Annotated in this window: 18 protein-coding genes and 1 tRNA gene; 6 read left to right on the top strand and 13 right to left on the bottom strand. The window is 66.7% G+C overall.

The window, feature by feature from the left end; translation table 11 throughout:
- Positions 1–405: 405 nt before the first annotated feature.
- The 3 genes from CYD53_RS10080 to CYD53_RS10070 form a co-directional block, all read right to left on the bottom strand.
- Positions 406–1446: a histone deacetylase family protein gene (locus CYD53_RS10080; RefSeq protein WP_103717918.1), complete on the bottom strand. Its 1041-nt coding sequence runs from the start codon at positions 1444–1446 to the stop codon at positions 406–408.
- Positions 1447–1738: 292 nt separating this feature from the next.
- Positions 1739–2350 (bottom strand): TetR/AcrR family transcriptional regulator, encoded by a 612-nt coding sequence (locus CYD53_RS10075; protein ID WP_103717917.1) that lies wholly within the window; start codon positions 2348–2350, stop codon positions 1739–1741.
- 172 nt (positions 2351–2522) lie between these two features.
- On the bottom strand, positions 2523–3707 hold the full coding sequence (locus CYD53_RS10070; RefSeq protein WP_103717916.1) for an acyl-CoA dehydrogenase family protein: 1185 nt from the start codon (positions 3705–3707) through the stop codon (positions 2523–2525).
- 249 nt (positions 3708–3956) lie between these two features.
- Between CYD53_RS10070 and CYD53_RS10065 the strand changes: the two genes are divergently transcribed.
- Positions 3957–5534, top strand: coding sequence for an acyl-CoA carboxylase subunit beta (locus CYD53_RS10065; RefSeq protein ID WP_342751684.1), 1578 nt, complete (start codon positions 3957–3959; stop codon positions 5532–5534).
- A 166-nt stretch (positions 5535–5700) separates the two neighbouring features.
- Complete coding sequence (locus CYD53_RS10060; RefSeq protein WP_103717914.1) at positions 5701–7689, top strand: ATP-binding protein; 1989 nt, start codon at positions 5701–5703, stop codon at positions 7687–7689.
- 126 nt (positions 7690–7815) lie between these two features.
- On the opposite strand, the gene CYD53_RS30210 is transcribed toward CYD53_RS10060, so the two are convergent.
- The 5 genes from CYD53_RS30210 to CYD53_RS10040 form a co-directional block, all read right to left on the bottom strand.
- Positions 7816–7959 (bottom strand): hypothetical protein, encoded by a 144-nt coding sequence (locus tag CYD53_RS30210; protein WP_181011790.1) that lies wholly within the window; start codon positions 7957–7959, stop codon positions 7816–7818.
- A 231-nt stretch (positions 7960–8190) separates the two neighbouring features.
- Positions 8191–8266 (bottom strand) — tRNA-Thr (locus CYD53_RS10055).
- A 69-nt stretch (positions 8267–8335) separates the two neighbouring features.
- Positions 8336–9283 (bottom strand): prephenate/arogenate dehydrogenase family protein, encoded by a 948-nt coding sequence (locus CYD53_RS10050; protein WP_103717913.1) that lies wholly within the window; start codon positions 9281–9283, stop codon positions 8336–8338.
- Complete coding sequence (locus tag CYD53_RS10045) at positions 9280–10389, bottom strand: pyridoxal phosphate-dependent aminotransferase (protein ID WP_103717912.1); 1110 nt, start codon at positions 10387–10389, stop codon at positions 9280–9282. Before CYD53_RS10045 ends, CYD53_RS10050 begins: the two co-directional genes overlap by 4 nt.
- A gap of 33 nt (positions 10390–10422) precedes the next feature.
- Positions 10423–11256, bottom strand: coding sequence for a chorismate mutase (locus tag CYD53_RS10040; RefSeq protein ID WP_103717911.1), 834 nt, complete (start codon positions 11254–11256; stop codon positions 10423–10425).
- 416 nt (positions 11257–11672) lie between these two features.
- On the opposite strand from CYD53_RS10040, the gene metX reads away from it, so the two are divergent.
- Positions 11673–12842, top strand: coding sequence for a homoserine O-acetyltransferase MetX (gene metX, locus CYD53_RS10035; RefSeq protein WP_103717971.1), 1170 nt, complete (start codon positions 11673–11675; stop codon positions 12840–12842).
- Between the two features lie 163 nt (positions 12843–13005).
- Positions 13006–13629, top strand: coding sequence for a methionine biosynthesis protein MetW (metW, locus tag CYD53_RS10030; protein ID WP_103717910.1), 624 nt, complete (start codon positions 13006–13008; stop codon positions 13627–13629).
- A gap of 99 nt (positions 13630–13728) precedes the next feature.
- Here the strand turns inward: metW and clpB are convergent, their stop codons facing one another.
- Positions 13729–16350: an ATP-dependent chaperone ClpB gene (gene clpB / locus CYD53_RS10025; RefSeq protein ID WP_103717909.1), complete on the bottom strand. Its 2622-nt coding sequence runs from the start codon at positions 16348–16350 to the stop codon at positions 13729–13731.
- A gap of 179 nt (positions 16351–16529) precedes the next feature.
- On the opposite strand from clpB, the gene CYD53_RS10020 reads away from it, so the two are divergent.
- Together CYD53_RS10020 and CYD53_RS10015 are read left to right on the top strand one after the other, a co-directional pair.
- Complete coding sequence (locus CYD53_RS10020) at positions 16530–16871, top strand: DUF2293 domain-containing protein (RefSeq protein WP_103717908.1); 342 nt, start codon at positions 16530–16532, stop codon at positions 16869–16871.
- 85 nt (positions 16872–16956) lie between these two features.
- Positions 16957–17739 (top strand): MOSC domain-containing protein, encoded by a 783-nt coding sequence (locus tag CYD53_RS10015; protein WP_103717907.1) that lies wholly within the window; start codon positions 16957–16959, stop codon positions 17737–17739.
- Positions 17740–17858: 119 nt separating this feature from the next.
- Here CYD53_RS10015 and CYD53_RS10010 read toward each other — a convergent pair whose 3' ends face one another.
- From CYD53_RS10010 to prfA, 4 genes are all read right to left on the bottom strand, one after another.
- A complete protein-coding gene (locus tag CYD53_RS10010) occupies positions 17859–18893 on the bottom strand; it encodes a DUF4167 domain-containing protein (protein ID WP_181011789.1) in 1035 nt (344 codons plus the stop codon).
- 387 nt (positions 18894–19280) lie between these two features.
- The gene (gene prmC, locus CYD53_RS10005) at positions 19281–20114 is read right to left on the bottom strand and encodes a peptide chain release factor N(5)-glutamine methyltransferase (protein WP_103717905.1); all 834 of its coding nucleotides are present in this window, start codon (positions 20112–20114) and stop codon (positions 19281–19283) included.
- Positions 20115–20152: 38 nt separating this feature from the next.
- A complete protein-coding gene (locus CYD53_RS10000; RefSeq protein WP_146055872.1) occupies positions 20153–20401 on the bottom strand; it encodes a hypothetical protein in 249 nt (82 codons plus the stop codon).
- A gap of 72 nt (positions 20402–20473) precedes the next feature.
- The gene (gene prfA, locus CYD53_RS09995) at positions 20474–21559 is read right to left on the bottom strand and encodes a peptide chain release factor 1 (RefSeq protein ID WP_103717903.1); all 1086 of its coding nucleotides are present in this window, start codon (positions 21557–21559) and stop codon (positions 20474–20476) included.
- Positions 21560–21805: the final 246 nt, after the last annotated feature.

Raw genomic sequence — 21805 nt, 5'->3', positions numbered from 1 at the left:
GAACGTCGAGGCGATCCTTGGATACGTCGATGCCGACGAAAACAGCGAGAGCTTCATCCATGACCCATCCTTGCAAATGCGGGCTCGGGCCCAAGCGGCTGTCCGGGTTCGGGACAAAAAGGCGGAAGCCGCACCTCGCTCATCCACGGGCTCAACTCACCCAAGGGGGGACCGGGCTGACTTCCGCCTCAAACCTCGCCGGTACAAAACCGACTGGCAAATCAAAGATACAAGGGGGCGCCGTGCCTTACCCGGCTGGCGTCGTGTTCGGTTAGTCGGAAAGCTCACAGCGCCACCTCATCCGTCTCGGCTTCGCCGATCCACCTTCTCCCGCGAGGGGAGAAGGGAAAAGGGCGCCTCTTTCTGAAGCCGCGGGAGAAGGTTCCCCGCGCTCTTTCACCCTGACTACTTGAACCCACCCAGGAACGCATCCAGACAGCCGCCGATCGCCTCGATCGCGTAGCCGCCCTCCTGCACCACCAGCGTCGGCAGGCCGAACGCCTTCACCTTCGCGCCGATCGTGCCGAAATCCGTCGCGTCGAGCTTGAGCACGCCGATCGGGTCGTCCTTGTGGGCGTCGTAGCCGAGCGCGATCACCAGCGCCTCGGCCCCGAAAGCCTTGATCGCCGCGCCGGCCCTGTCGACCGCCGCCGCCATCGCCTCTCCTCCCGCGCCATGGTCCAGCGGCAGGTTGAGGTTGAAGCCCTCGCCGGGACCGTTGCCGGTCTCGCCGGCATAGCCGGTGAAGAAGGGATAGTAGTTCGCCGGATCGGCATGGACCGAGATCGTCAGCACGTCGTCGCGACGGTAGAAGATCTGCTGCGTGCCGTCGCCATGATGGGCGTCGACATCGAGGATCGCGACCTTGCCGAAATTCGAGCGCAGGCGCTGCGCTGCGACAGCCGTGTTGTTGATATAGCAGAAGCCGGTGGCGCGGTCGGCGCGGGCATGGTGGCCCGAGGGGCGGCAGAGCGAATAGACCGCGCGCTCGCCGGACAGGATGGCGTCGGCGCCGGCAACCGCCGTCTCCGCCGAGCGCAGGGTCGAGGTCCAGCAATGCTCGCCGACCGGGACCGAAAGATCGCCGAGATACCAGCCGAGTTGGCCCATGATCCCGGTCGGCCGGCAAGGCGGCCGGACGGATTCGTCGGTGCGCCCGCTCCAATAGGGGAAGGTGTTGGGCCAGGCTTCCGGACCCCGCTCGGGCAGCTCCAGCCAGCGCGGCCAGAGCGTCTCGAGGAAGCGCACGAAGCCCTCGCTGTGGACGGCGAGAATCGGGTCGGTGCCGCTGGCCGCCGGCTGCTCGGGCGTGATGCCGTGCTTCCTCAGCGCGCCGAGCAATTGCGCCGTGCGCTCGGGCAGGTCCTTGGGCGCCACGATCTTGCCGAAGCGCATATATTGCTGCGGGTCATGAAGCGACTGGTCGGGGTGATAGAAGGCGCGCATGCGTGAGACGGTCCCTGGAACGAGCGAAGGCGGGATAGTTGAGCAGAGGGGACGGATGCTAGCAAAGCCCGCGCCGTGCCGTCAGGCCGTAACGACGCTGCCCCGCCCTGCACCAGTCGAGGGGTTCGCCCGGCATCAGGCTGGGCCGGCCGATGAGCCAGGGCACGCGGCTCGCCGCGACAGGCTTCGAACAGCGGTTGCCCTGCGCGAAGCCACAGCCACGGCCGCCGCAGGGAAAGCCTTGCTCCCGCCAAATGCCACGAAAAGCATCACGCGCGTCCAAGCCAGGCCGTTACGGCGTCGGTTTCGGCGCAATCAGCGCTGCGAATTCGGCGGCGAGTTCGGCGACCTCGTAGCGGCCGGGCCGATACCAGTCGGTCGAGCCGTTCAGCGCACCGAGCAGGAAATTGCGCAACGCCTCGGGCGCGCGCTCGGCCGGCAGCACATCCGCGGCCTGCATCTCGGCGACAAGCTCGCGCCAGACCTCCTCATAGGCGCGGCGCACCCAGCGCACGCTGTCGGGCGCGGGCGACGCGCCGAAGGTGAAGGTCTTGATGCTGGCCGAGGTGTAGTCGCCATGGCCGTGGAGCGCGGTGAGATGCGCGCCGATGGCCGCCTCCAACCGCTCGCGCGGCGTGGCCTTGGCATGCGCGGCCAGAGCCGCGACGACCGCCTCATGGACGAAGCGAACGCCGTCATTGACCACCGCCTCGACGATCTCCTCCTTCGAGGCGAAATGGTAGTAAAGGCTCGCCTTGCGGATGCCGACGGCCTCGGCGATCTCGCGCAACGTCGTCTGATGGTAGCCGCCCGAGCGCAGAAGACGCGCGGCAGTGTCGAGGATGAGCCGGCGCGAACCGCCTTCGACGGGCTCTCGGGCTGCTCGTTCGACCGCGACGCTCATTCAGCCCCCCTGTCATTCCGGGGCTTCGCGCAAGCGAAGAACCCGGAACCCACGACCGGGCGTAACCCCGCCGCCCTTCGAAATCTGCTCGTCCGGGGCCGTTCCTCGCGGTTTGCCCAGTCGTGGGTTCCGGGTTCGGCCCTGCGGGCCGCCCCGGAATGACAAAGGGCTTTCACAGCCGCTTCGCGACCTCTTCCAGCATCACCTCGGTGGCGCCGCCGCCGATCGACTGGACGCGGGCGTCGCGGGTCATGCGCTCGATCGTGCTTTCGCGCATGAAGCCCATGCCGCCATGGAACTGCAGGCAGGCATACATCACCTCGTTGACCAGTTCGCCGCAATAGGCCTTGACCATCGAGACCTCCCTGGTCGCGTCAAAGCCCTGCGCATCGAGCCAGGCCGCGTGATAGACGAGCTGGCGGCCGGCCTCGACCTTGCCGGCCAGCGTTGCCAGCTTCTGGCGGATGGCCTGCTTGTCCCAGAGCGGCGCACCGAAGGCCTTGCGGGTCTTGACGTAATCGAGGGTGAGATCGATCGCGGCCTGGGCCTCACCGATCGCCATGGCGCCGATCACCGTGCGCTCGTTCTGGAAGTTGCTCATGATCGCATAGAAGCCGCGTCCCTCCTGGCCAAGCAGGTTCTCGGCCGGGATGTGGCAGTCCTCGAAGACCAGCTCGGCGGTGTCGGAGGAGCGCCAGCCATGCTTGTCGAGCGCGCGCGAGACGCGGAAGCCCGGCGTGCCCTTCTCGACCAGGAAGATCGAAACCGACTGCGACGGTTTCGCCGCGAGGTCGGTCTTGGCGGCGACGCAGTAGAGATCGGCATGGACGCCATTGGTGATGAACATCTTTGCGCCGTTGAGCACGTAGTGGTCGCCCTCTCGCCGCGCCGTGGTGCGGATGCCCTTCACGTCCGAGCCGGCATCGGGCTCGGTGACGGCGACCGCGACGATCTTCTCGCCGGCGATGATGTCGGGCATGAATGTGTCGCGCTGGGCTTGGCTGCCGGCATTGAAGATATGGACCGAAGCCATGTCGGTGTGGACCAACGCCGTGATGGCTACGCCCGAGAAGGTCGAGCGGCCGAGCTCCTCGGCCAGCACCACGGTCGCCAGCGTGTCCATCTCCGAGCCGCCATATTCGCTGGGGTAGCGGATGCCGAAGAAGCCGAGCGCGCCCATGCGCTTCAGCACCTCGCGCGGCACGAAGCCAGCTTCCTCCCAGGCCAGCCCATGCGGCTTGATCTCGGTCTCGACGAAGCGGCGGACCTGGTCGCGCAGCGCCTCATGCTCCTCAGTGAAATAGGGCGAGCGGCGCGGCGCTTCGCTGCCAGCCTTGATCGTCCCGGCTGCCGTCATGGTCTGTTCTCCCCGCGCTTGACCTGTGCGCTTCAATCCGCCTACCTAACGGACGGTAGGTGAATGAGATGGCGAGATCAAGCCATTCCCACCACCAGCCCTCATCCTGAGGAGCCGCGGCACGCGGCGTCTCGAAGGATGTTCCAGGAGGCTCTGGTGCGCGCTGGAGCATCCTTCGAGACGCAGCCTTCGGCTGCTCCTCAGGATGAGGGCTGAGGGAGGCAATCGCCAGCAATGGCCGGGGAAGACATGACCGAGACCAGCAAGGCGAGCAGCACGCCCCCTCCCCCGCTTTCCGCGATGCTCGCCACGCTGCGCGAACGCCATGCGCTCGTCGCCGCAGGCGGCGGCGACAGGATGCGCGCCCGCCACGAGCAGCGCGGAAAAATCATGGTGCGCGAGCGCATCGATCTCCTGCTCGATCCGCAGACGCCCTTCCTCGAACTCTCGCCGCTCGCCGCCTGGGGGCTCTATGGCAACGAGGTGCCGGGCGCCGGCATCGTCACCGGCATCGGCATGGTGCAGGGCCGTGCCTGCATGCTGATCGCCAATGACGCGACGGTGAAGGGTGGCTCCTTCTTCGCCGAAACCGTGCGCAAGCATCTGCGCGCGCAGGAGATCGCCGGGGAGCATCGCCTGCCCTGCCTCTATCTCGTCGACTGCGGCGGCGCCTATCTCCCCGAGCAGGATCGCGTCTTCCCCGATCGCGACCATTTCGGCGGCTCCTTCTACAACCAGTGCCGGATGTCGGCGGCGGGCATTCCGCAGATCTCGCTGGTCTTCGGCGGCGCCACGGCGGGCGGGGCCTATATCCCGGCGCTGTCGGACGAAGTCATCATGGTCAAGGGTACCGGCCGCATCCATCTCGGCGGCCCGCCGATCGTTAAGGCGGCGATCCATGAGGTGGTGGACGGGGAGACGCTGGGCGGGGCCGAGATGCACACGCAGATCTCCGGCGTCGCCGACCATCTCGTGCTGACGGAAATGGAAGGGCTGGCCAAGCTGCGCGAGATCGTCGGCGCGCTCGGTGATGCAGGCAGGCTGGCCGAGCCGCCGCATGAGCCCACCCCGCCCAGGCTCGACCCGGCGGATCTCGTCGATCTCGTGCCGACCGACCTGCGACGCCCCTACGACGTGCGCGAGGTCATTGCCCGCATCGTCGACGACAGCGCCTTCAACGCGTTCAAGCCCGACTATGGCGCGACGCTGGTGACGGGCTTCGCCCGCATCCACGGCCATCCCGTCGGCATCATCGCCAATAACGGCGTGCTGTTTTCCGAAAGCGCGGTGAAGGGCGCGCATTTCATCGAGCTCTGCGACCAACGCCAGATTCCGCTGATCTTCCTGCAGAACATCACCGGCTTCATGGTCGGCACAGAGGCCGAGCGCGGCGGCATCGCCAAGCATTCGGCCAAGCTGGTCTATGCCGTCTCGAATGCGCGCGTGCCGAAATACACCGTGCTGATCGGCGGCTCCTATGGCGCGGGCAATTACGGCATGTGCGGGCGCGGTTTCCGCCCGCGCTTCCTGTTCTCCTGGCCCAATGCCCGCATCGCCACGATGAGCCCGGAGGTCGCGGCCAATGTCGTGACCGAGCTGCGCCGGCAGTCGCTCAAGGGCGCTACCGACGAGGTCGCGATCGCTGCGCTCGACGCCAGGACCCGCGCCCAGTTCGAGGAGCAGAGCGACCCCTATTACGCCACCGCCCGGCTCTGGGACGACGGCATCATCGAGCCGGCGCAGACGCGCGACGTGCTCGGCCTGTGCCTCTCGCTGGCCGCGGGCGAGCCGCGCGATACCTCGCCCCGCCCTGTGTACAGAATGTGATGGTGATGCTCAGGAACCTTCGCTGTCATTCCGGGGCATCGCGCAGCGATGAACCCGGAACCCATGACCGGGTGCGCCGGTCCTCCGGCCATCGGCCAAGCCTCGCCCGGTCGTGGGTTCCGGGTTCGGCCCTGACGGGCCGCCCCGGAATGACAGGGGCGCGCTGATGTTCGACACCATCTTGATCGCCAATCGCGGCGAGATCGCCTGCCGCATCATCAAGACCTGCCGGCAGATGGGGATCCGCACCATCGCAGTGCATTCGCAGGCAGACCGTGAGGCGCTGCATGTGCGCCTTGCCGACGACGCCGTGGATATCGGCCCCGCACCCGCCCGCGAGAGCTATCTGCGCGCCGACAAGATCATAGCGGCGGCGCTCGCCACCGGCGCGCAGGCGATCCACCCCGGCTACGGCTTCCTGTCCGAACGGCTCGACCTGATCGCCGCCTGCGAGGCCAACGGCATCGTCTTCATCGGGCCCTCCAGCGCGGCGATCGACGCGATGGGCGACAAGATCCGCTCCAAGCAGATCGCGCGTGATGCCGGCGTGCCCGGCGTACCCGGCTATGACGGCGCCGACCAGTCGCCGGAGGTCTTGCGCAGGGAGGCGCTGCGCATCGGCCTGCCGGTGATGGTCAAGGCCTCGGCCGGCGGCGGCGGCAAGGGCATCCGCAAGGTCGAGCACGAGGACGAGCTCGACGGCGCCATCGTCGCCGCCGCGCGCGAGGCGCAGGCCGCCTTCGGCGACGGCCGGCTGCTGATCGAGAAATTCGTGACGCGGCCGCGCCATGTCGAGGTGCAGGTCGCCGGCGACAGGCACGGCAGCATCGTCCACCTGTTCGAGCGCGACTGCTCGGTGCAGCGCGCCAACCAGAAGCTCCTGGAGGAAGCGCCGGCGCCCAATCTGCGGCCGCAGACGCGCGCGACCCTGCACGAGCATGCGCTCAGGCTCGCGCGGGCGATCTCCTACGACAATCTCGGCACGGTCGAGTTCCTGGTCGATGCGCAGACGCAGGCCGTGTTCTTCCTGGAGATGAACACCCGCCTCCAGGTCGAGCATCCCGTCACCGAGGCGATCACCGGGCTCGACCTGGTGGAATGGCAGATCCGGATCGCGGCCGGCGAGACGCTGCCCTTGGCTCAAGCGGACATCACCTGCACCGGCCATGCGATCGAGGCGCGCTTGACCGCCGAACGCGCGGATGAAGGCTTCCGGCCCGATACGGGCAGGATCCAGCTCTGGCGCGAGCCGGCAGGCCTGCGCATCGACAGCGGCGTCACGGCGGGCAGCGAGGTCTCGTCGCATTACGATTCCCTGCTCGCCAAGCTGATCGCGCATGCGCCCGGCCGCCCAGCCGCCATTCGCAGGCTCGCTGATGGCCTCGACCGCCTGAGCGTGCTCGGACCCGGCACGATCCGGCCCTTTCTCGCGGATGCCTTGCGCCAGCCCGCCTTCGCCATGGGCGAGGCGACGACGCTGTTCATCGCCGAGACCTGGCCCGGCGGCTGGACGCCCCGGCCTGTCGACGCGGCCAAGCGCAATGCCGTCGCCGCGGCGATCTGGCTCACCGCCAACAGGCCGACCCAAGGCAGCGCCCCCTGGAATGCACTTGCCGGCTTCAGGCTGCTTGCTCCGGCGGGACGCCCCGCCACGGCGCATCTGTCAGTCCAGCTGGGAAGGCAAGCGACGCAGCTTGCTGTCGAAACGCAAGACGGCTTCCTGCGCGTGGCCGGCCCCGGCAGCGTGCATGACGTCACCGTCAGCAAGGCCGGGCCGGATCGCTGGAGCGTCACGATCGACGGTGTGAACACGGCCGTGGATGCGGCCTGCGACGCGGAGGGGGTGTTCCTTCGCTACGGCGATTTCGAGGGCCGCGTCGGGATCGCATTGACTGTGATCGCTGCTGCAGCCGAGCGCGGTGCGAGCGGCGAGACCGGCGACACGCTGCGCGCCAGCATGCCGGGCACCGTCGTCTCGCTTCATGTAGCGGAGGGCGACAGCGTCGAGGCCGGGCAGATCGTCGCCGTGCTGGAATCGATGAAGCTGTTCATGGAGCTGAAGAGCCCGGCTTCAGGCACCGTCAGGCGATTGGGCACGCGGGCCGGCGCCACCGTCGCGGCCGGCGACATGCTGATCGCGATCGAGAGCGCCTGACCGGCACGGAGCTTGAAAGAACGCCGCCCATAGAGCCCATAGAAAGAGGGGCCGGTCTGCACCGGCCCCGTCCCGCCCGACCCGGCCGAAGCTGCGGCCGGGGCCGTTCAGGATCGTTTGGCTGGATCAGTTGCAGCCGCAGCCATGGCCACGTCCGAGGCCGCCGACGACCGCCTTGACCGGGGCGACGACGTTCACCTTGTTGCCGTTGCCGACATTGTTGGCGACGTTGTTGCCGCCGAGGACGCTGACATTGTTGAGCACGCTCACCTTGGAGATGCTGGTCTAATACTCGCTGGCGAGCGCATCACCACCGACACTGCACCCCGCATCGTCGCGGTACCGACCAAACCCGCCTAAGGAGCCCATGCCTTACTGGCGTCGACCTCTGAGAGGCGCGCGGCTGCCAATGAACGCCCGAGAACGCCGACGCTTCGTAACAAGGCCAAAGCCAACAAAACCGCCCTTTCGGGGCGGTTGCGGATACTTGCGAAGGTTGGATGGTGCCGCTTGAGGGATTCGAACCCCCGACCCCCTCATTACGAATGAGGTGCTCTACCAGCTGAGCTAAAGCGGCGACACGCGAGGCGTCTACCAGCCCTGCCGATTCTTGGCAAGGCGAAGCCGGAGATGATCGCCGCCCGGTTCAGGATTTCCGCAGTTTTTCCGTCTCGGGCTTTTCCTGGCCGAGTGCGACGATGCCACGGCGGATGGCGCGGGTGCGGGTGAAGTGCTTGTGCAGCGTCTCGCCGTCGCCGAAGCGGATCGCCCGCGTCAACACCGAGAGGTCCTCGCTGAAGCGGCCGAGCATCTCCAGCACCGCCTCCTTGTTGTGCAGGAAGACGTCGCGCCACATCGTCGGGTCGGATGCCGCGATGCGGGTGAAATCGCGGAAGCCGCCGGCGGAGAACTTGATCACCTCCGACTGCGTCACCGCCGCCAGATCCTCGGCCGTACCGACGATGTTGTAGGCGATCAGATGCGGCAGATGGCTGGTGATGGCGAGCACGAGGTCGTGGTGCTGCGCGGTCATGATCTCGACCAGCGCGCCCATGCCCTCCCAGAACTGGCGAGTGCGGGCAATCGCCGTCGCATCCGTGCCCTCGGGCGGGGTCAGAATGCACCAGCGATTGAGGAACAGGCTCGGGAAGCCCGCGTCGGGGCCGGAATTCTCGGTGCCGGCGACGGGATGAGCCGGGACGAAATGCACGCCCTCGGGCAGATGCGGCATGACCGCCTCGACCACCGCGTTCTTGACCGAGCCGACATCGGAGAGGATCGCGCCGGGCTTCAGCGCGGGCGCGATTTCGGCTGCTACAACACCGCAGGCTCCGACCGGCACGCAGAGAATGATGTGGTCGGCATCGCGGACGGCCTCGAGTGCCGTTTCCGCGATCTCATGGCCGAGGCCGAGTTCGCGCGCCCGGGCACGCACGGCCTCATCGCGATCGGACAACACAATCCGTCCGGCAAGGTTGAGCTCCTTGGCCGCATGCGCGATCGAGGAGCCGATCAGGCCGATGCCGATGATGGCAAGGCGGCCGAAGATCGGCTCGCTGCGGCGCGGCGCAAAACTCTCGGAGGAGGTCGTCATGCCTTGCCCGCGAGGAAATCGGTGAGCGCCGCGACGACGAGGCGGTTGGCCTCCTCCGAGCCGATCGTCATGCGCAGCGCGTCGGGCAGGCCGTAAGCCGCGACGGCGCGCAGGATCAGCCCGCGCTGGGTCAGGAAGGCGTCGGCTTCCCTGGCGGTCTTGCCGGGCGTCGCCGGGAAATGGATCAGGATGAAATTGCCGACGGAGGGTGTGACCGAAAGCCCGAGCTTCTCCAGCTCGACTGTCGTCCAGGCGAGCCATTTGTCGTTGTGCTCGATGGCCGAGGCGACATGGGCCTCGTCGGCGATCGCCGCGGCGCCGGCCTCGATCGCCGCGCCGTTGACGTTGAACGGGCCACGGATGCGGTCGAGCGCATCGACGACATGGGCGGGACCATAGAGCCAGCCGAGCCTGAGATTGGCGAGGCCGTAGATCTTGGAGAAGGTGCGCGTCATCACGACGTTCTCGCTCTCCGCGACCAGTTCGAGCCCCGAGGCATAGTCGTTACGGCGGACATATTCGGCATAGGCCGCGTCGAGCACCAGCAGCACATTGCCGGGCAGGCCGGCATGCAGGCGCTTGACCTCGTCGAAGGGCAGATAGGTGCCGGTCGGGTTGTTGGGGTTGGCGAGGAAGACGATCTTCGTCTTCGGCGTCACCGCCGCGAGGATGGCGTCGACATCGGCGGTGAAGTTCTTCTCCTTGACGACGACGGGCTTGCCGCCCGCGGCCAGGATCGCGATGCGGTAGACCAGAAAGCCGTGCTCGGTGAAGACGCCTTCATCGCAATCGCCGAGATAGGCCTTGGTGATGAGTTGCAGCAATTCGTCGGAGCCGGTGCCGCAGAGGATGCGGTTGGCATCGAGCCCGTAGCGGCCAGCGATCGCCTCGCGCAGCTTGGTCGAGGAACCGTCGGGATAAAGCTCGAGCTTGCCGGCAATCGAGCCGTAGGCCGCGACCGCCTTGGGGCTCGGGCCGAGCGGGGTCTCGTTCGAGGAAAGCTTGTGCAGCTTCACGCCGGCAGGCGCTGCGGACTTGCCCGGCACATAGGCCTGGATATCGAGGACGCCGGGGCGGGGCACGGGGCGGGAGGCGGCATTGGCCATGACGGTCGGAACCTTGCGAAAGACGGCTTTGAATCAGCGGACGGATTTGACGGCGAAGCGGGCGGCGTGGCTGCCGATCTCGGAAAAATCGCTGAGGCCGGCAGGCTCCAGCGCCTTGCGGATCGCGCTCTGGTCGACTTCGCCGGAGGCGGCGACCAGGAGCGAGAGATGCGAGCCGTCGGCGGCCGAAGCCGAGACCTCGGCCAGATGCTGGGCTAGCCCTGAGCGCAAAACCTCGGACCAGCGCTCGACACGCGCCGCGTAGAGCACGATCTCGCGCACCGCGGCATCGGCCAGGGGCTTGGCGACGCAGTAGACCGGCGTGCCGGCCGGGTGGTCCGGCCGCTCGATGAAGGGCAGGCGCGCGATGATCTTGGGCGCATCGCTGCCGATCAGGTCGCGCCACCAGATGCCGGCGCTGGCGCCCTGGTCCATGCGGAAGATGCCGAGATCGCCGGCCGAGTCGGCCACCGCCTTGATGACGGCGCGCGCATCCTCATGCGTGACGAAGGGCACGGTGAAACCGAAATGGAAGCGGGCGGAATCGCGCATCGCCGCGTCTCCGCCCGAGACATCGGCATGGACGGAATAATGCGCCTGCACATAGGTGAAGGTCGCGATGATGATGCGCCAGATGCCCTCGATCGTGTCGAGCGGCAGCAGGCCCTTATGGCGCAGCGCCAGGCGCTTCATCATGTCGGCCTCGCGGCCGGGACGGAAGGCCGAGCCCGAGACTTGCGTGTTCTTGATCGCGATCAGCGTCTCGATGATCGAGGAGCGTTCCATCAACAGCGCATGCATCTCGCTGTCGATGCGATCAATCTCGGCGCGCAGATCGGCAAGGGTGGTCGGAGCGGCTTCGGTCATGATGGCTGCGCGATCGGAGGGACAGCCCTCATCCTGAGGAGCCGCGGAAGCGGCGTCTCGAAGGATGGTTCCAGCCGGAACTGGAGCATCCTTCGAGACGCAGCCTTAGGGCTGCTCCTCAGGATGAGGGCTTTGGGTTCTGCTTAGGCTCTTAGAGCCGGATGATTTCAGATGGAATCACAAAGTGATCCGATCTGAAATCTGAATCCGTCTCTCAACCAAGAGCGCGAACAGGATCAATGCGAAAAGCCGGTGCCCAGTTTTTCGCATCCTGCTCTTGCGCCGTCGCGGGGCCTTGGCGAAGCCGCCGCGCACATCCGCGCATTGACAGAATGCTTGCATCGCGGCATCGCTAGGGTTCGATCTTTCGAACAAGTTGACCGGCAAGACAAATCATCCTGTCAAAGCGGACGATGATGAGCGATCTCTCCCCCAGCCTCGCAGATCCGTTGAAGGAGGCCAACGAGCCTTCGAGCCTGGTCGCGCGCTTCGGCCCGGACACGCCGTTGCTGATGGATTGCGGCGTCTCGCTCGACCATTGGCAGATCGCCTACCAGACCTATGGTTCGCTGAACGCATCCCGGTCCAACGCCATCCTGGTCTGCCACGCGCTGACCGGCGACCAGCACCTCGCCAACCGCAACCCGATCACCGGCAAGGGCGGCTGGTGGACGGCGATGATCGGGCCAGGCAAGCCGATCGACACCGAGCGCTTCTTCGTGATCTGCTCCAATGTGATCGGCGGCTGCACCGGCACGACCGGCCCGGCCTCGACCAATGCCGCGACCGGCAAGCCCTGGGGCCTGCAATTTCCCGTCGTCACCATTCGCGACATGGTGCGCGCCCAGCGGCATCTGATCGACGCGCTCGGCATCGAGACGCTGTTCTGCGTCGCCGGCGGCTCGATGGGCGGCATGCAGGTGCTGCAATGGGCGGCAAGCTATCCCGAGCGGGTGTTTTCGGCGTTGCCCCTTGCGACCGGCGCCAAGCATTCGGCCCAGAACATCGCCTTCCACGAGGTCGGCCGGCAGGCGGTGATGGCCGATCCCGACTGGCGCGGCGGGCGCTATCTCGAAGAAGGCACGCGCCCGGCCAAGGGCCTGTCCGTCGCCCGCATGGGCGCGCATATCACCTATCTCTCGGAGCCGGCGCTGCACCGCAAATTCGGCCGCAAGCTGCAGGACCGCGAGGCGCCGACCTTCTCCTTCGATGCCGACTTCCAGGTCGAAAGTTACCTCCGCTACCAGGGCGTCAGCTTCGTCGAGCGCTTCGACGCCAATTCCTATCTCTACATGACCCGCGCCATGGATTATTTCGATCTCGCCGACGACCATGGCGGCGTGCTGGCAAAAGCCTTCGCAGGCACGAAGACGCGCTTCTGCGTCGCCTCCTTCACCTCCGACTGGCTGTTCCCGACGGCGGATTCACGCGCCATCGTGCATGCGCTCAACGCCGCCGGTGCGTCGGTCTCCTTCGTCGAGCTCGAGAGCGACAAGGGCCATGACGCCTTCCTGCTCGAGGAGCCCAACCTCTTCGCCACGACGCGCGGCTTCATCGGCGCGGCGGCACGGGCAAGGGGAATTTGATGGCTGATGCCTTTCACCGTCATTCCGGGGCGGCCAGAAGGGCCGAACCCGGAACCCACGACCGGGCGAGCCCTAACGACCGGTCGGCCGTATTCGTCGTGCCCCGTCGTGGGTTCCGGGTTCTTCGCTGCGCGAAGCCCCGGAATGACATGGAAAGCGCGCTATGGCCCTGACCGATCTCCAGACCAACCGCATCGACCTGAAGCTCGTCGCCGAGATGGTGACCCCGGGCTCGCGCGTGCTCGATGTCGGCTGCGGCGATGGCGAATTGCTGGCCCTGCTGGCCGATAGCCGCAATGTCGATGCGCGCGGTATCGAGCTCTCGCGCGAGGGCGTGGCCAGTTGCGTCGCGCGCGGCCTCGCCGTGATCCAGGGCGATGCCGACACCGACCTCGCCGATTATCCCGACGACAGCTTCGATTATGTGATCCTGTCCCAGACCATCCAGGCGACGCGCAATCCACGCCTCGTGCTGGAGCAGATGCTGCGGATCGGCCGCCGCGCCATCGTCTCCTTCCCGAATTTCGGGCATTGGCGGATGCGCTCACAGGTCTTCTTCATGGGCCGCATGCCGGTGACGGAGTCCCTGCCCTATGCCTGGTGGGACACGCCCAACATCCATTTCTGCACGATCCGCGACTTCATGACGCTCTGCGACACGATCGGTGCGGAAAAGGAGCGCGCCGTCGCCCTCGACGCCGCCGGCGGCAAGGTCGGCGTCAGCGCGCCCTGGTGGTTCTGGAACCTGTTCGGCGCACAGGCGGTGTTCCTGCTGAAGCGGGGATAGTCCACCTCGTCATGCTCGGGCTTGCCCCGAGCATCTCCTGTCAGAAATCCCCGGGTCGCCGCTGCGCGACGCCCCGGGGATAACGCGGCTTTCGCCGCGTCAGTTCAGCGCCACGCCGGGCGGCCGCTTCTCCTTCACGGCCGCAACGTCGCCCAGCATCAGGCTGGTCGGGCCGACCGTGACGGGCACGGTCTCGCCGTCATGGACCTTCCCGGCCAGCAGCAACTCGGCCAGCGGATCCTGCACCGACTTCTGGATCACGCGCTTGAGCGGGCGCGCGCCATAGGCCGGGTCGTAGCCCTTCTCAGCCAGCCATTCGCGCGCATCGGCCGAGAGCTCCAGCGTGATCTTGCGATCGGTCAGGAGCTTGGCGAGGCGGGTCATCTGGATATCGACGATCGCGCCCATATCCGCCCGCTGCAGGCGGTGGAACAGGATGATGTCGTCGATGCGGTTCAGGAATTCCGGCCGGAAGGCCTGCCTGACCACACCCATGACCTCGTCGCGGACCGCGTCTGAATCCTCGCCCTCGGGCTGGTTCACCAGATACTCCGAACCAAGGTTCGAGGTCATGATGATCAGCACGTTGCGGAAATCGACCGTGCGGCCCTGGCCGTCGGTCAGGCGCCCGTCGTCGAGCACCTGCAGCAGCACGTTGAAGACATCGGGATGGGCCTTCTCGATCTCGTCGAACAGCACGACCTGATAGGGCCGGCGCCGCACGGCTTCCGTCAGCGCCCCGCCCTCCTCATAGCCGACATAGCCGGGAGGCGCGCCGATCAAGCGCGCGACCGAGTGCTTCTCCATGTATTCGGACATGTCGATACGCGCCATCGCGGTGTCGTCGTCGAACAGGAACGCCGCCAACGCCTTGGTCAGCTCGGTCTTGCCGACGCCGGTCGGGCCCAGGAACATGAAGGAGCCGATCGGCCGGTTGGGATCCTGCAAGCCGGCGCGGGCACGCCGAACTGCCGTCGCGACGGCTTCGACCGCCTCGCGCTGGCCGACGACGCGTGCCGCCAAGGCATCCTCCATGTGCAGCAGCTTTTCCTTCTCGCCCTGGAGCATGCGATCGACCGGCACGCCGGTCCAGCGGCTGACGATCTGGGCGACGTGGTCGGCCGTGACCGCCTCCTCGACCATGCCCGACGTGTCGCCGATGGCCTCGATCTCGCCCAATAGCTTCTCGAGCTGCGGAATCTCGCCATAGGCAAGCTCGCCGGCGCGCTGATACTCGCCCTTGCGCTGGGCCTGCGCGAGTTCGTTGCGGGCATTGTCGAGCTTGGTCTTGATCTCGGCAGCCTGGCCGAGCTTGTCCTTCTCGGCCTTCCACTTCGCCGTGATCGTGGCCGAGCGGGTTTCCAGGTCGGCGAGCTCGGATTCAAGCCGTTTCAGCCGCTCCTTCGATCCGGCGTCGCTCTCCTTCTTCAGCGCCTCCTGCTCGATCCTGAGACGCACGATCTCGCGGTCGATCGAGTCGAGCTCCTCGGGCTTGGAATCGACCTGCATGCGCAGCCGCGCCGAGGCCTCGTCCATCAGGTCGATCGCCTTGTCGGGCAGGAAACGGTCGGTGATGTAGCGGTTCGAGAGCGTCGTCGCCGCGACCAGCGCCGAATCCGTGATGCGGACGCGGTGGTGCTGCTCGTATTTCTCCTTCAGGCCGCGCAGGATCGAGATCGTGTCCTCGACCGAGGGCTCATCGACGAAGACCGGCTGGAAGCGGCGGGCCAGCGCGGCGTCCTTCTCGACATATTTGCGATACTCGTCGAGCGTGGTCGCGCCGACGCAATGCAGATCGCCGCGCGCCAGGGCGGGCTTCAGCAGGTTGGAAGCGTCCATCGCCCCATCCGCCTTGCCGGCGCCGACAAGCGTGTGCATCTCGTCGATGAAGAGGATGACGCCGCCATCGGCAGCCGAGACCTCGTTCAACACCGCCTTCAGCCGTTCCTCGAACTCGCCGCGATATTTCGCGCCGGCGATCAGCGAGCCCATGTCGAGCGCGAGCAGTTCCTTGTCCTTGAGGCTTTCGGGAACGTCGCCATTGACGATGCGCAACGCCAGCCCTTCGGCGATCGCGGTCTTGCCGACACCGGGCTCGCCGATCAGCACAGGGTTGTTCTTGGTCCGGCGCGACAGCACCTGGATGGTGCGGCGAATCTCCTCGTCGCGGCCGATGACCGGGTCGAGCTTGCCCTCGCGCGCCGCGGCGGTGAGGTCGCGGGCGTATTTCTTCAGCGCGTCATAGCTCTGCTCGGCCGAAGCGGAATCGGCAGTGCGGCCCTTGCGGATCGCCTCGATGGCAGTGTTGAGCCCCTGCGGATTGACGCCAGCCTTGGCGAGCGCCTTGCCGGCCTCGGAATCCTTCTCAATGGTTAGCGCCAGCAACAGCCTCTCAACCGTGACGAAGCTGTCCCCCGCCTTCTCCGCAGCCTTCTCCGCCGTGTCGAAGACACGGGCAAGGCCAGGCGTCAGATGCGGGCCCGAGGCGCCACCGCCCGAGACCTTCGGCAGCTTGGCGAGCGCCGTGTCGGTGAGTTGCAGGGCAAGCTTCGCGTCGCCGCCCGCGCGCCCGATCAGGCCCGCCGCCATGCCCTCATTGTCGTCGAGCAGCGCCTTGAGCAGATGCTCCGGCGTGAATTGCTGGTGGCCTTCGCGCTGCGCGATGGTCTGCGCCGCCTGCAGGAAACCCTTCGACCTGTCGGTGTACTTCTCGATATTCATTCCGTTTTCTCCGCCCGCCGGCGCGCCCCGTAGCGACGCTGTCCGGCTGCCTTTCGTCAGGATAGGACTCCCCCGGGGACGCCCTTCCCGACAGAGATAGGTGTGGCATCCGCGCAACGTAAGAGGGGATCGGACGCTAAGCATTGACGGCGATCAAATCGCGAGGGCAGCTTCGGCTCATGGCGGGCACAAAACGGCAGCAGGCGATTCGCAAGGCGCTGCGGGCGCTCGCGCCCGGCATCCCGCTATCGGACGCCGAGGCCGTCCTGGCGCTCGCCGAGCGCCGCCACATGAAGGACTTGCCGCCCGCGACCGCGCTCTGGCTCGCACTGGGCAGCCATATCCGCCATGTCCATACCGATTACGAGCAGTTGCTTGCCGACGGCTATGAGCGCGAGGCGGCGCGCTTCTTCGTCGCCGACGAGACCGACGCGGTGCTTGCGGGCTGGGGCTGCCAGCGTTCCGTGAGCGAAGGCGGAGAGGCGGAGGAGGAGGCGCTCAAGGAGCGCCTGCAGCGGTGATGATCGAACCGATGCAAGGATTTGATCTGTCATGCCGGCGCTAAGCCGTTAATCTGCCGCATCACGAGCCTTTGGACCCATCTTCATGCGCATCGCCTCGCTCTATCGCTATCCGGTCAAGGGGCTGTCGCCCGAACGCCTGCCTCGCGCCGCCCTGACGAGAGGCCAGTATTTTCCGGGAGACCGCCTGTTCGCGATCGAGAACGGTCCCTCCGGCTTCGACCCGGCCGAGCCGGTCCATCAGCCCAAGATCAAATATCTGATGCTGATGCGCAACGAAGCGCTGGCGCGACTGCGCACGCGCTATGACGACGCCAGCGGCGATCTCGTCATCGACCATGAGGGCGAGCAGGCGCTGCGCGCCAGCACGGTCACCACTGAGGGGCACGAGCGCATCACGGCCTTCTTCGAAGCGTTCATGCCCGACGAGCTGCGCGGCACGCCGCGCTGGCTCGGCGCGCCGGAGGGCTACCGCTTCACCGATTCGCCGAAGGGCTTCGTCTCGATCATCAACCTCGCCAGCATCGCCGAGCTGGAAAGCCGTGTCGGCGCGCCGCTCGATCCCTTGCGCTTCCGCGGCAATGTCATGGTCGAGGGGCTGGCGCCCTGGGCCGAGTTCGACCTCGTCGGGCAGGAACTCGCGACGAGCTCGGGCGCGCGACTGCGCGTGACCAAGCGGATCGTCCGCTGCGCCGCGACCAATGTCGATCCGCAGACAGGCTTGCGCGACCAGCAGATCCCCAAGGCGCTGATGGACGCCTATGGCCATGCCGATTGCGGCGTCTATTGCGAGGTTCTCGAAGGCGGCGTGCTGGCGGAGGGTGAAGCGTTGAATCTTGCACCCGCACCGGCGCAGCCGGTTCTGTAGCATCGGCTTGTCCCGAAGACCGGTTCCCACTTTTCGGGCCGATGCTCAGGCATCGCCTGACGACATGAAAAAGGGGCCCTCGCGGGCCCCTCAATCCTACAGCGAAGTGAGGGCAAGCCTCACTCCGTGATGTTGTCTGCGTCCGATCCGAGCGCATCCATCACCTCGCGCGGCGAACGGCGACGGCCGCGCGGGCGCTTGGCGGTGGCCTCGACGGCCGGAACCTCTTCCGCAGACGCCGGCGCGGGCGCTACCGCGACAGGCGCTTCGACAACCGCGGCCGGAACCCTGACCGGCGTGGTCAGGAAGGACGGCAGCGCGCCGGAGACATCGTCAGCCGGCTCGGCTTCGACCTCGCGACGGGGGCGGCGCTCGGGGCGCGGTGCGCGCTCGGGACGATCCGTGCGCTCAGGGCGATCCGCGCGCTCGAAGCGACGCTCGCTTGGCGCCGGAGCCGCGACCACCTCGGGCTGCTCGGACGACACGACCGGGATATCGGAGCGCGGCGCATCGGGACGCGGCGCGTAGCCACCCTGATTGCTCTGGCCGCCCTCGGGACGGTCGAACCTGCGCTCGCCACGATCATTGCGATCATTACGGTCGAAGCGGCGATTGCCGCTACGGTCGTTGTTCTGGCGATCGTTGTTCGGACGGTCCTGCTGATTGCGGGGCTGCCGATCGAAGCGCTGGCCGGTGTTCTGCTGGCCCTCGCCCTGATCGCCGTCATGGCGCGGCGCGCCATGGCCGGAGTAGCTGTTGCCGTTCACACCGGCATTGCGGGTGTCGGGCTGCTGGCCACCTGGCTGGAAGGACTGACCATCGTCATCCCCATCCTCTTCGCCTTCCTCGGAATCATCGACGAAGCCGCGATTGGGCGGGAAGCTGTGGCCGAACTGCTGCGACATCTGCTCCTGGGCGGCGAGCAGGATGCGGTAATAATGCTCCGCATGCTGGAAGTAGTTCTCGGCCGCCACCGGGTCTCCGGAGGATTGCGCGTCGCGCGCCAGCTGCAAGTACTTCTCGGCAACATGCTGCGCAGTGCCGCGAACCTTGACGTCCGGCCCGTTCGACTCATAGCCGCGCTGCAACGGATTGGGAGTTTTCCGATTGCCGCTATTGTTGCTGCTATTATTATTGTTGTTACGGCCGCGCATACGCCGGTTCTGACCTGGTCTCATTCGCGTCTGTCTCGCGCTCTGTGTTCAAAGCAACCGTTGGATCGTCATGCGCGCTCCGGCGCACAGCGGGTTGCGACGCTGCACCGGGTGGAGTTGACCTGAAGGGGCGATACGCCGTTCCTGGTCTTCACGCGCTCTTTCCAAAAGGGCCTCTCCGCCCCATGAGCCGATGGGCGTCTTGACGCCTTCGGATGTCTAATCTGGTCTGTCAGTCACGTCGATCGTCGGACGCTTCCGGAAGCTAGGCCTTGCCACTGAGGGGGCTGGCCAAGGCTCGGTTCTGACAACACCAGCTTCGGCTGCGACCTACATAGCGGTTTTCCTGCCCGCCTCCAAGCAAATTCGCACGAATGCCTGTGCATATCATTCAAGCGTGAAGATCAGAGCCCGCGGATGCCCGCCAAGATCGCGCCGCGAGCCGCGATGGATCAGCCCGACGGCTGCCATGATCGCGACCACATCCGCCTCCTGACCAGCGCCGATCTCAAGCACGACCGCACCTCCCGGAGCAATCCGCGGGGGCAGGCCGGCGGCAAGCGCCCGATATGCGACGAGCCCGTCCTCCCCGCCATCGAGCGCGCGCAACGGGTCGTAGTTCCTGACGGAGGCATCCAACCCGGCGATGTCTCCGGCCGGGATGTAAGGCGGGTTCGAGACGATGAGGTCGAAGCGTTCGCTCAAACCGGCCATCCAGTCACCCTGGCGGAAGCGCGCGCGCGCGCCGACGCCATTGCGCTCGGCATTGCCCGCAGCCGTCTCGCACGCCTCCTCCGAGAGATCGACGCCGACGCCGCGCGCCGCCTTGCACTCGCTCAGCAAAGCGACCAGCAGGCAGCCCGTGCCGGTGCCGAGATCGAGAATCGAGATGGCCTGATCGCGGCGCTCCGCCAGCACGCCAAGCGCTGCCTCCACGATCGTCTCGCTGTCGGGACGCGGCTCCAACGTTGCCGGCGACAGGCGAAAGGGCAGGCTCCAGAACTCCCGCTCGCCGAGAATGCGCCAGACCGGCTCGCCCGCCAGCCGCCGCGTCGCGAAATCATCGAGCCTGCCGAGCATGGCGACGTCGAGTGGCTGGAGCGCATCGAGATCGGCGTTCTCGCCCATCGCCGCCTCGACCAGGATGCGCGCATCCAGCGCCGCCGTCTCGACGCCGGCCGCGCGAAGACGCGCGGCGAGATTTCGCCGCGCGTCGAACATGTTGGGTCCTTTGTCGTCTACGCCAGGGGCGTCGCCGTTCACATGCCTTCCATGCGCTTGCGCATGCAGATCGCCATCTTCTGGCGGATGGCGGAGCGGCTCTCGCGCGTGCCGCGCATCTCCATCTGGCAGAGTCGGCGCGCCTGGCTCTGCGTCATGGATTTCCCCAGCGGAGCCGAGGGGCCCGCCGTCATGCGGCGAAACGTGCGTTCCTGCGCCTGCCCCGCGCTTGCGATCGTCAATGTCATCATGCCCGCCAGGGCGATGCTCGAAACGAGTTTGATCATGGTTGCCTCCCGCCGATATTTGATTTGGTACCAGATCAACGCCTGAGGGCCGCGGAGGTTTCATCGCCATGCTCAGGCGCCGTTTTCGGTGGCGAGCAACCTCGCCTGCTGCTCGGCCGTCAGCGCATCGATGATCTCGTCGAGCACGAGCCCCTGCATCATCTCGTCGAGCTTGTAGAGCGTCAGATTGATGCGGTGATCGGTGACGCGCCCTTGCGGGAAATTATAGGTGCGGATGCGCTCGGAGCGGTCGCCGGAACCGATCTGGGAGCGCCGGTCGGCGGCACGGTCGGCATCGGCGCGGCTGCGCTCGATGTCGTAGAGCTTTGCCCGCAGCAATTCATAGGCGCGGGCCTTGTTCTTGTGCTGGGAGCGCTCGTCCTGGACCACGACCGCGATGCCGCTGGGAAGATGGGTCAGGCGGACCGCCGATTCCGTCTTGTTGACGTGCTGGCCGCCGGCCCCGCCGGCCCGCATCGTGTCGATGCGGATTTCGTCGTCCTTCAAGACGATGTCGACATCGCCCGCGAGCGGCAGCATCGCCACCGTCGCCGCCGAAGTGTGGATGCGCCCGCTCGTCTCTGTATCGGGCACACGCTGGACGCGGTGCACGCCGGATTCATATTTCAGCTTCGCATAGACGCCCTTGCCCGAGATCTCGGCGATGACCTCCTTGAAGCCCCCGACCGTGCCCTCGCTTTCCGACATGATGTCGACGCTCCAGCCCTTCTGCGCGGCATAGCGCTGATACATGCGCAGGAGATCGCCGGCGAAGAGCGAGGCCTCGTCGCCGCCGGTGCCGGCCCGGATTTCGAGGATGACGCCGCGCTCGTCGGCGGCATCCTTGGGCAAGAGCGCGATCAGGATCTCGCGGGCGCGGGTCTCGATCTCACTGCGCGCGGCGTCGCGCTCCTCATAGGCCAGATCGCGGAACTCGGCGTCGGTAGCAGGATCCTCGATCAGCGCCTGCGCCTCATCCAGCGTCGTGAGCGCCTGCCGCCAGGCGGCGATGGCGGCCACCACCGGATCGAGTTCGGAGAGCTCCTTGGCGAGTTCGACGGTCCGCACCGCATCGGTCGCGCTGTTGATCTCGGCCATGGCGGCGGCATGGCGCGCCATGATGGCATCGAGACGGTCTTGCGGAAGCTGAAGGGACATAACGGAACTCGGACAGGTGACAACGTGAGGGTTCGGGCGGCGAAAGGCGTCGCTAGAGGCCGTTATGAACCATGGGGCCGATGTGATGAGGTCAAAACGACGGAGATGGGAGGAGCATCGCGCCGCCAATACGTCCGTATCGGCAAGCGATGCGACGCTGCAGCTCCGTCGTTTTCACCTCACCCGTAGGGCGCGGCGCTTTTGCGCGACTGCGGCGTCGTTCTTCGTAGCAAACCGGAAGGTTTG

It is taken from the genome of Allobosea psychrotolerans (assembly GCF_002917105.1).
In the GTDB taxonomy this organism is placed as follows: Bacteria; Pseudomonadota; Alphaproteobacteria; order Rhizobiales; family Beijerinckiaceae; genus Allobosea; species Allobosea psychrotolerans.
This window is presented reverse-complemented; position numbering and strand designations above follow the sequence as displayed.

What these genes read in the sequence shown, in the direction of transcription:
- clpB (WP_103717909.1), bottom strand. Translation starts at nt 16,350, where the DNA reads ATGAATATCGAGAAGTACACCGACAGGTCGAAGGGTTTCCTGCAGGCG.
- CYD53_RS10010 (WP_181011789.1), bottom strand. Translation starts at nt 18,893, where the DNA reads ATGCGCGGCCGTAACAACAATAATAATAGCAGCAACAATAGCGGCAAT.
- CYD53_RS10060 (WP_103717914.1), top strand. Translation starts at nt 5,701, where the DNA reads ATGTTCGACACCATCTTGATCGCCAATCGCGGCGAGATCGCCTGCCGC.
- CYD53_RS10040 (WP_103717911.1), bottom strand. Translation starts at nt 11,256, where the DNA reads ATGACCGAAGCCGCTCCGACCACCCTTGCCGATCTGCGCGCCGAGATT.
- CYD53_RS10075 (WP_103717917.1), bottom strand. Translation starts at nt 2,350, where the DNA reads ATGAGCGTCGCGGTCGAACGAGCAGCCCGAGAGCCCGTCGAAGGCGGT.
- metX (WP_103717971.1), top strand. Translation starts at nt 11,673, where the DNA reads ATGAGCGATCTCTCCCCCAGCCTCGCAGATCCGTTGAAGGAGGCCAAC.
- CYD53_RS10045 (WP_103717912.1), bottom strand. Translation starts at nt 10,389, where the DNA reads ATGGCCAATGCCGCCTCCCGCCCCGTGCCCCGCCCCGGCGTCCTCGAT.
- CYD53_RS10015 (WP_103717907.1), top strand. Translation starts at nt 16,957, where the DNA reads ATGCGCATCGCCTCGCTCTATCGCTATCCGGTCAAGGGGCTGTCGCCC.
- prmC (WP_103717905.1), bottom strand. Translation starts at nt 20,114, where the DNA reads ATGTTCGACGCGCGGCGAAATCTCGCCGCGCGTCTTCGCGCGGCCGGC.
- CYD53_RS10080 (WP_103717918.1), bottom strand. Translation starts at nt 1,446, where the DNA reads ATGCGCGCCTTCTATCACCCCGACCAGTCGCTTCATGACCCGCAGCAA.
- metW (WP_103717910.1), top strand. Translation starts at nt 13,006, where the DNA reads ATGGCCCTGACCGATCTCCAGACCAACCGCATCGACCTGAAGCTCGTC.
- CYD53_RS10020 (WP_103717908.1), top strand. Translation starts at nt 16,530, where the DNA reads ATGGCGGGCACAAAACGGCAGCAGGCGATTCGCAAGGCGCTGCGGGCG.
- CYD53_RS10070 (WP_103717916.1), bottom strand. Translation starts at nt 3,707, where the DNA reads ATGACGGCAGCCGGGACGATCAAGGCTGGCAGCGAAGCGCCGCGCCGC.
- prfA (WP_103717903.1), bottom strand. Translation starts at nt 21,559, where the DNA reads ATGTCCCTTCAGCTTCCGCAAGACCGTCTCGATGCCATCATGGCGCGC.
- CYD53_RS10000 (WP_146055872.1), bottom strand. Translation starts at nt 20,401, where the DNA reads ATGATCAAACTCGTTTCGAGCATCGCCCTGGCGGGCATGATGACATTG.
- CYD53_RS10065 (WP_342751684.1), top strand. Translation starts at nt 3,957, where the DNA reads ATGACCGAGACCAGCAAGGCGAGCAGCACGCCCCCTCCCCCGCTTTCC.
- CYD53_RS10050 (WP_103717913.1), bottom strand. Translation starts at nt 9,283, where the DNA reads ATGACGACCTCCTCCGAGAGTTTTGCGCCGCGCCGCAGCGAGCCGATC.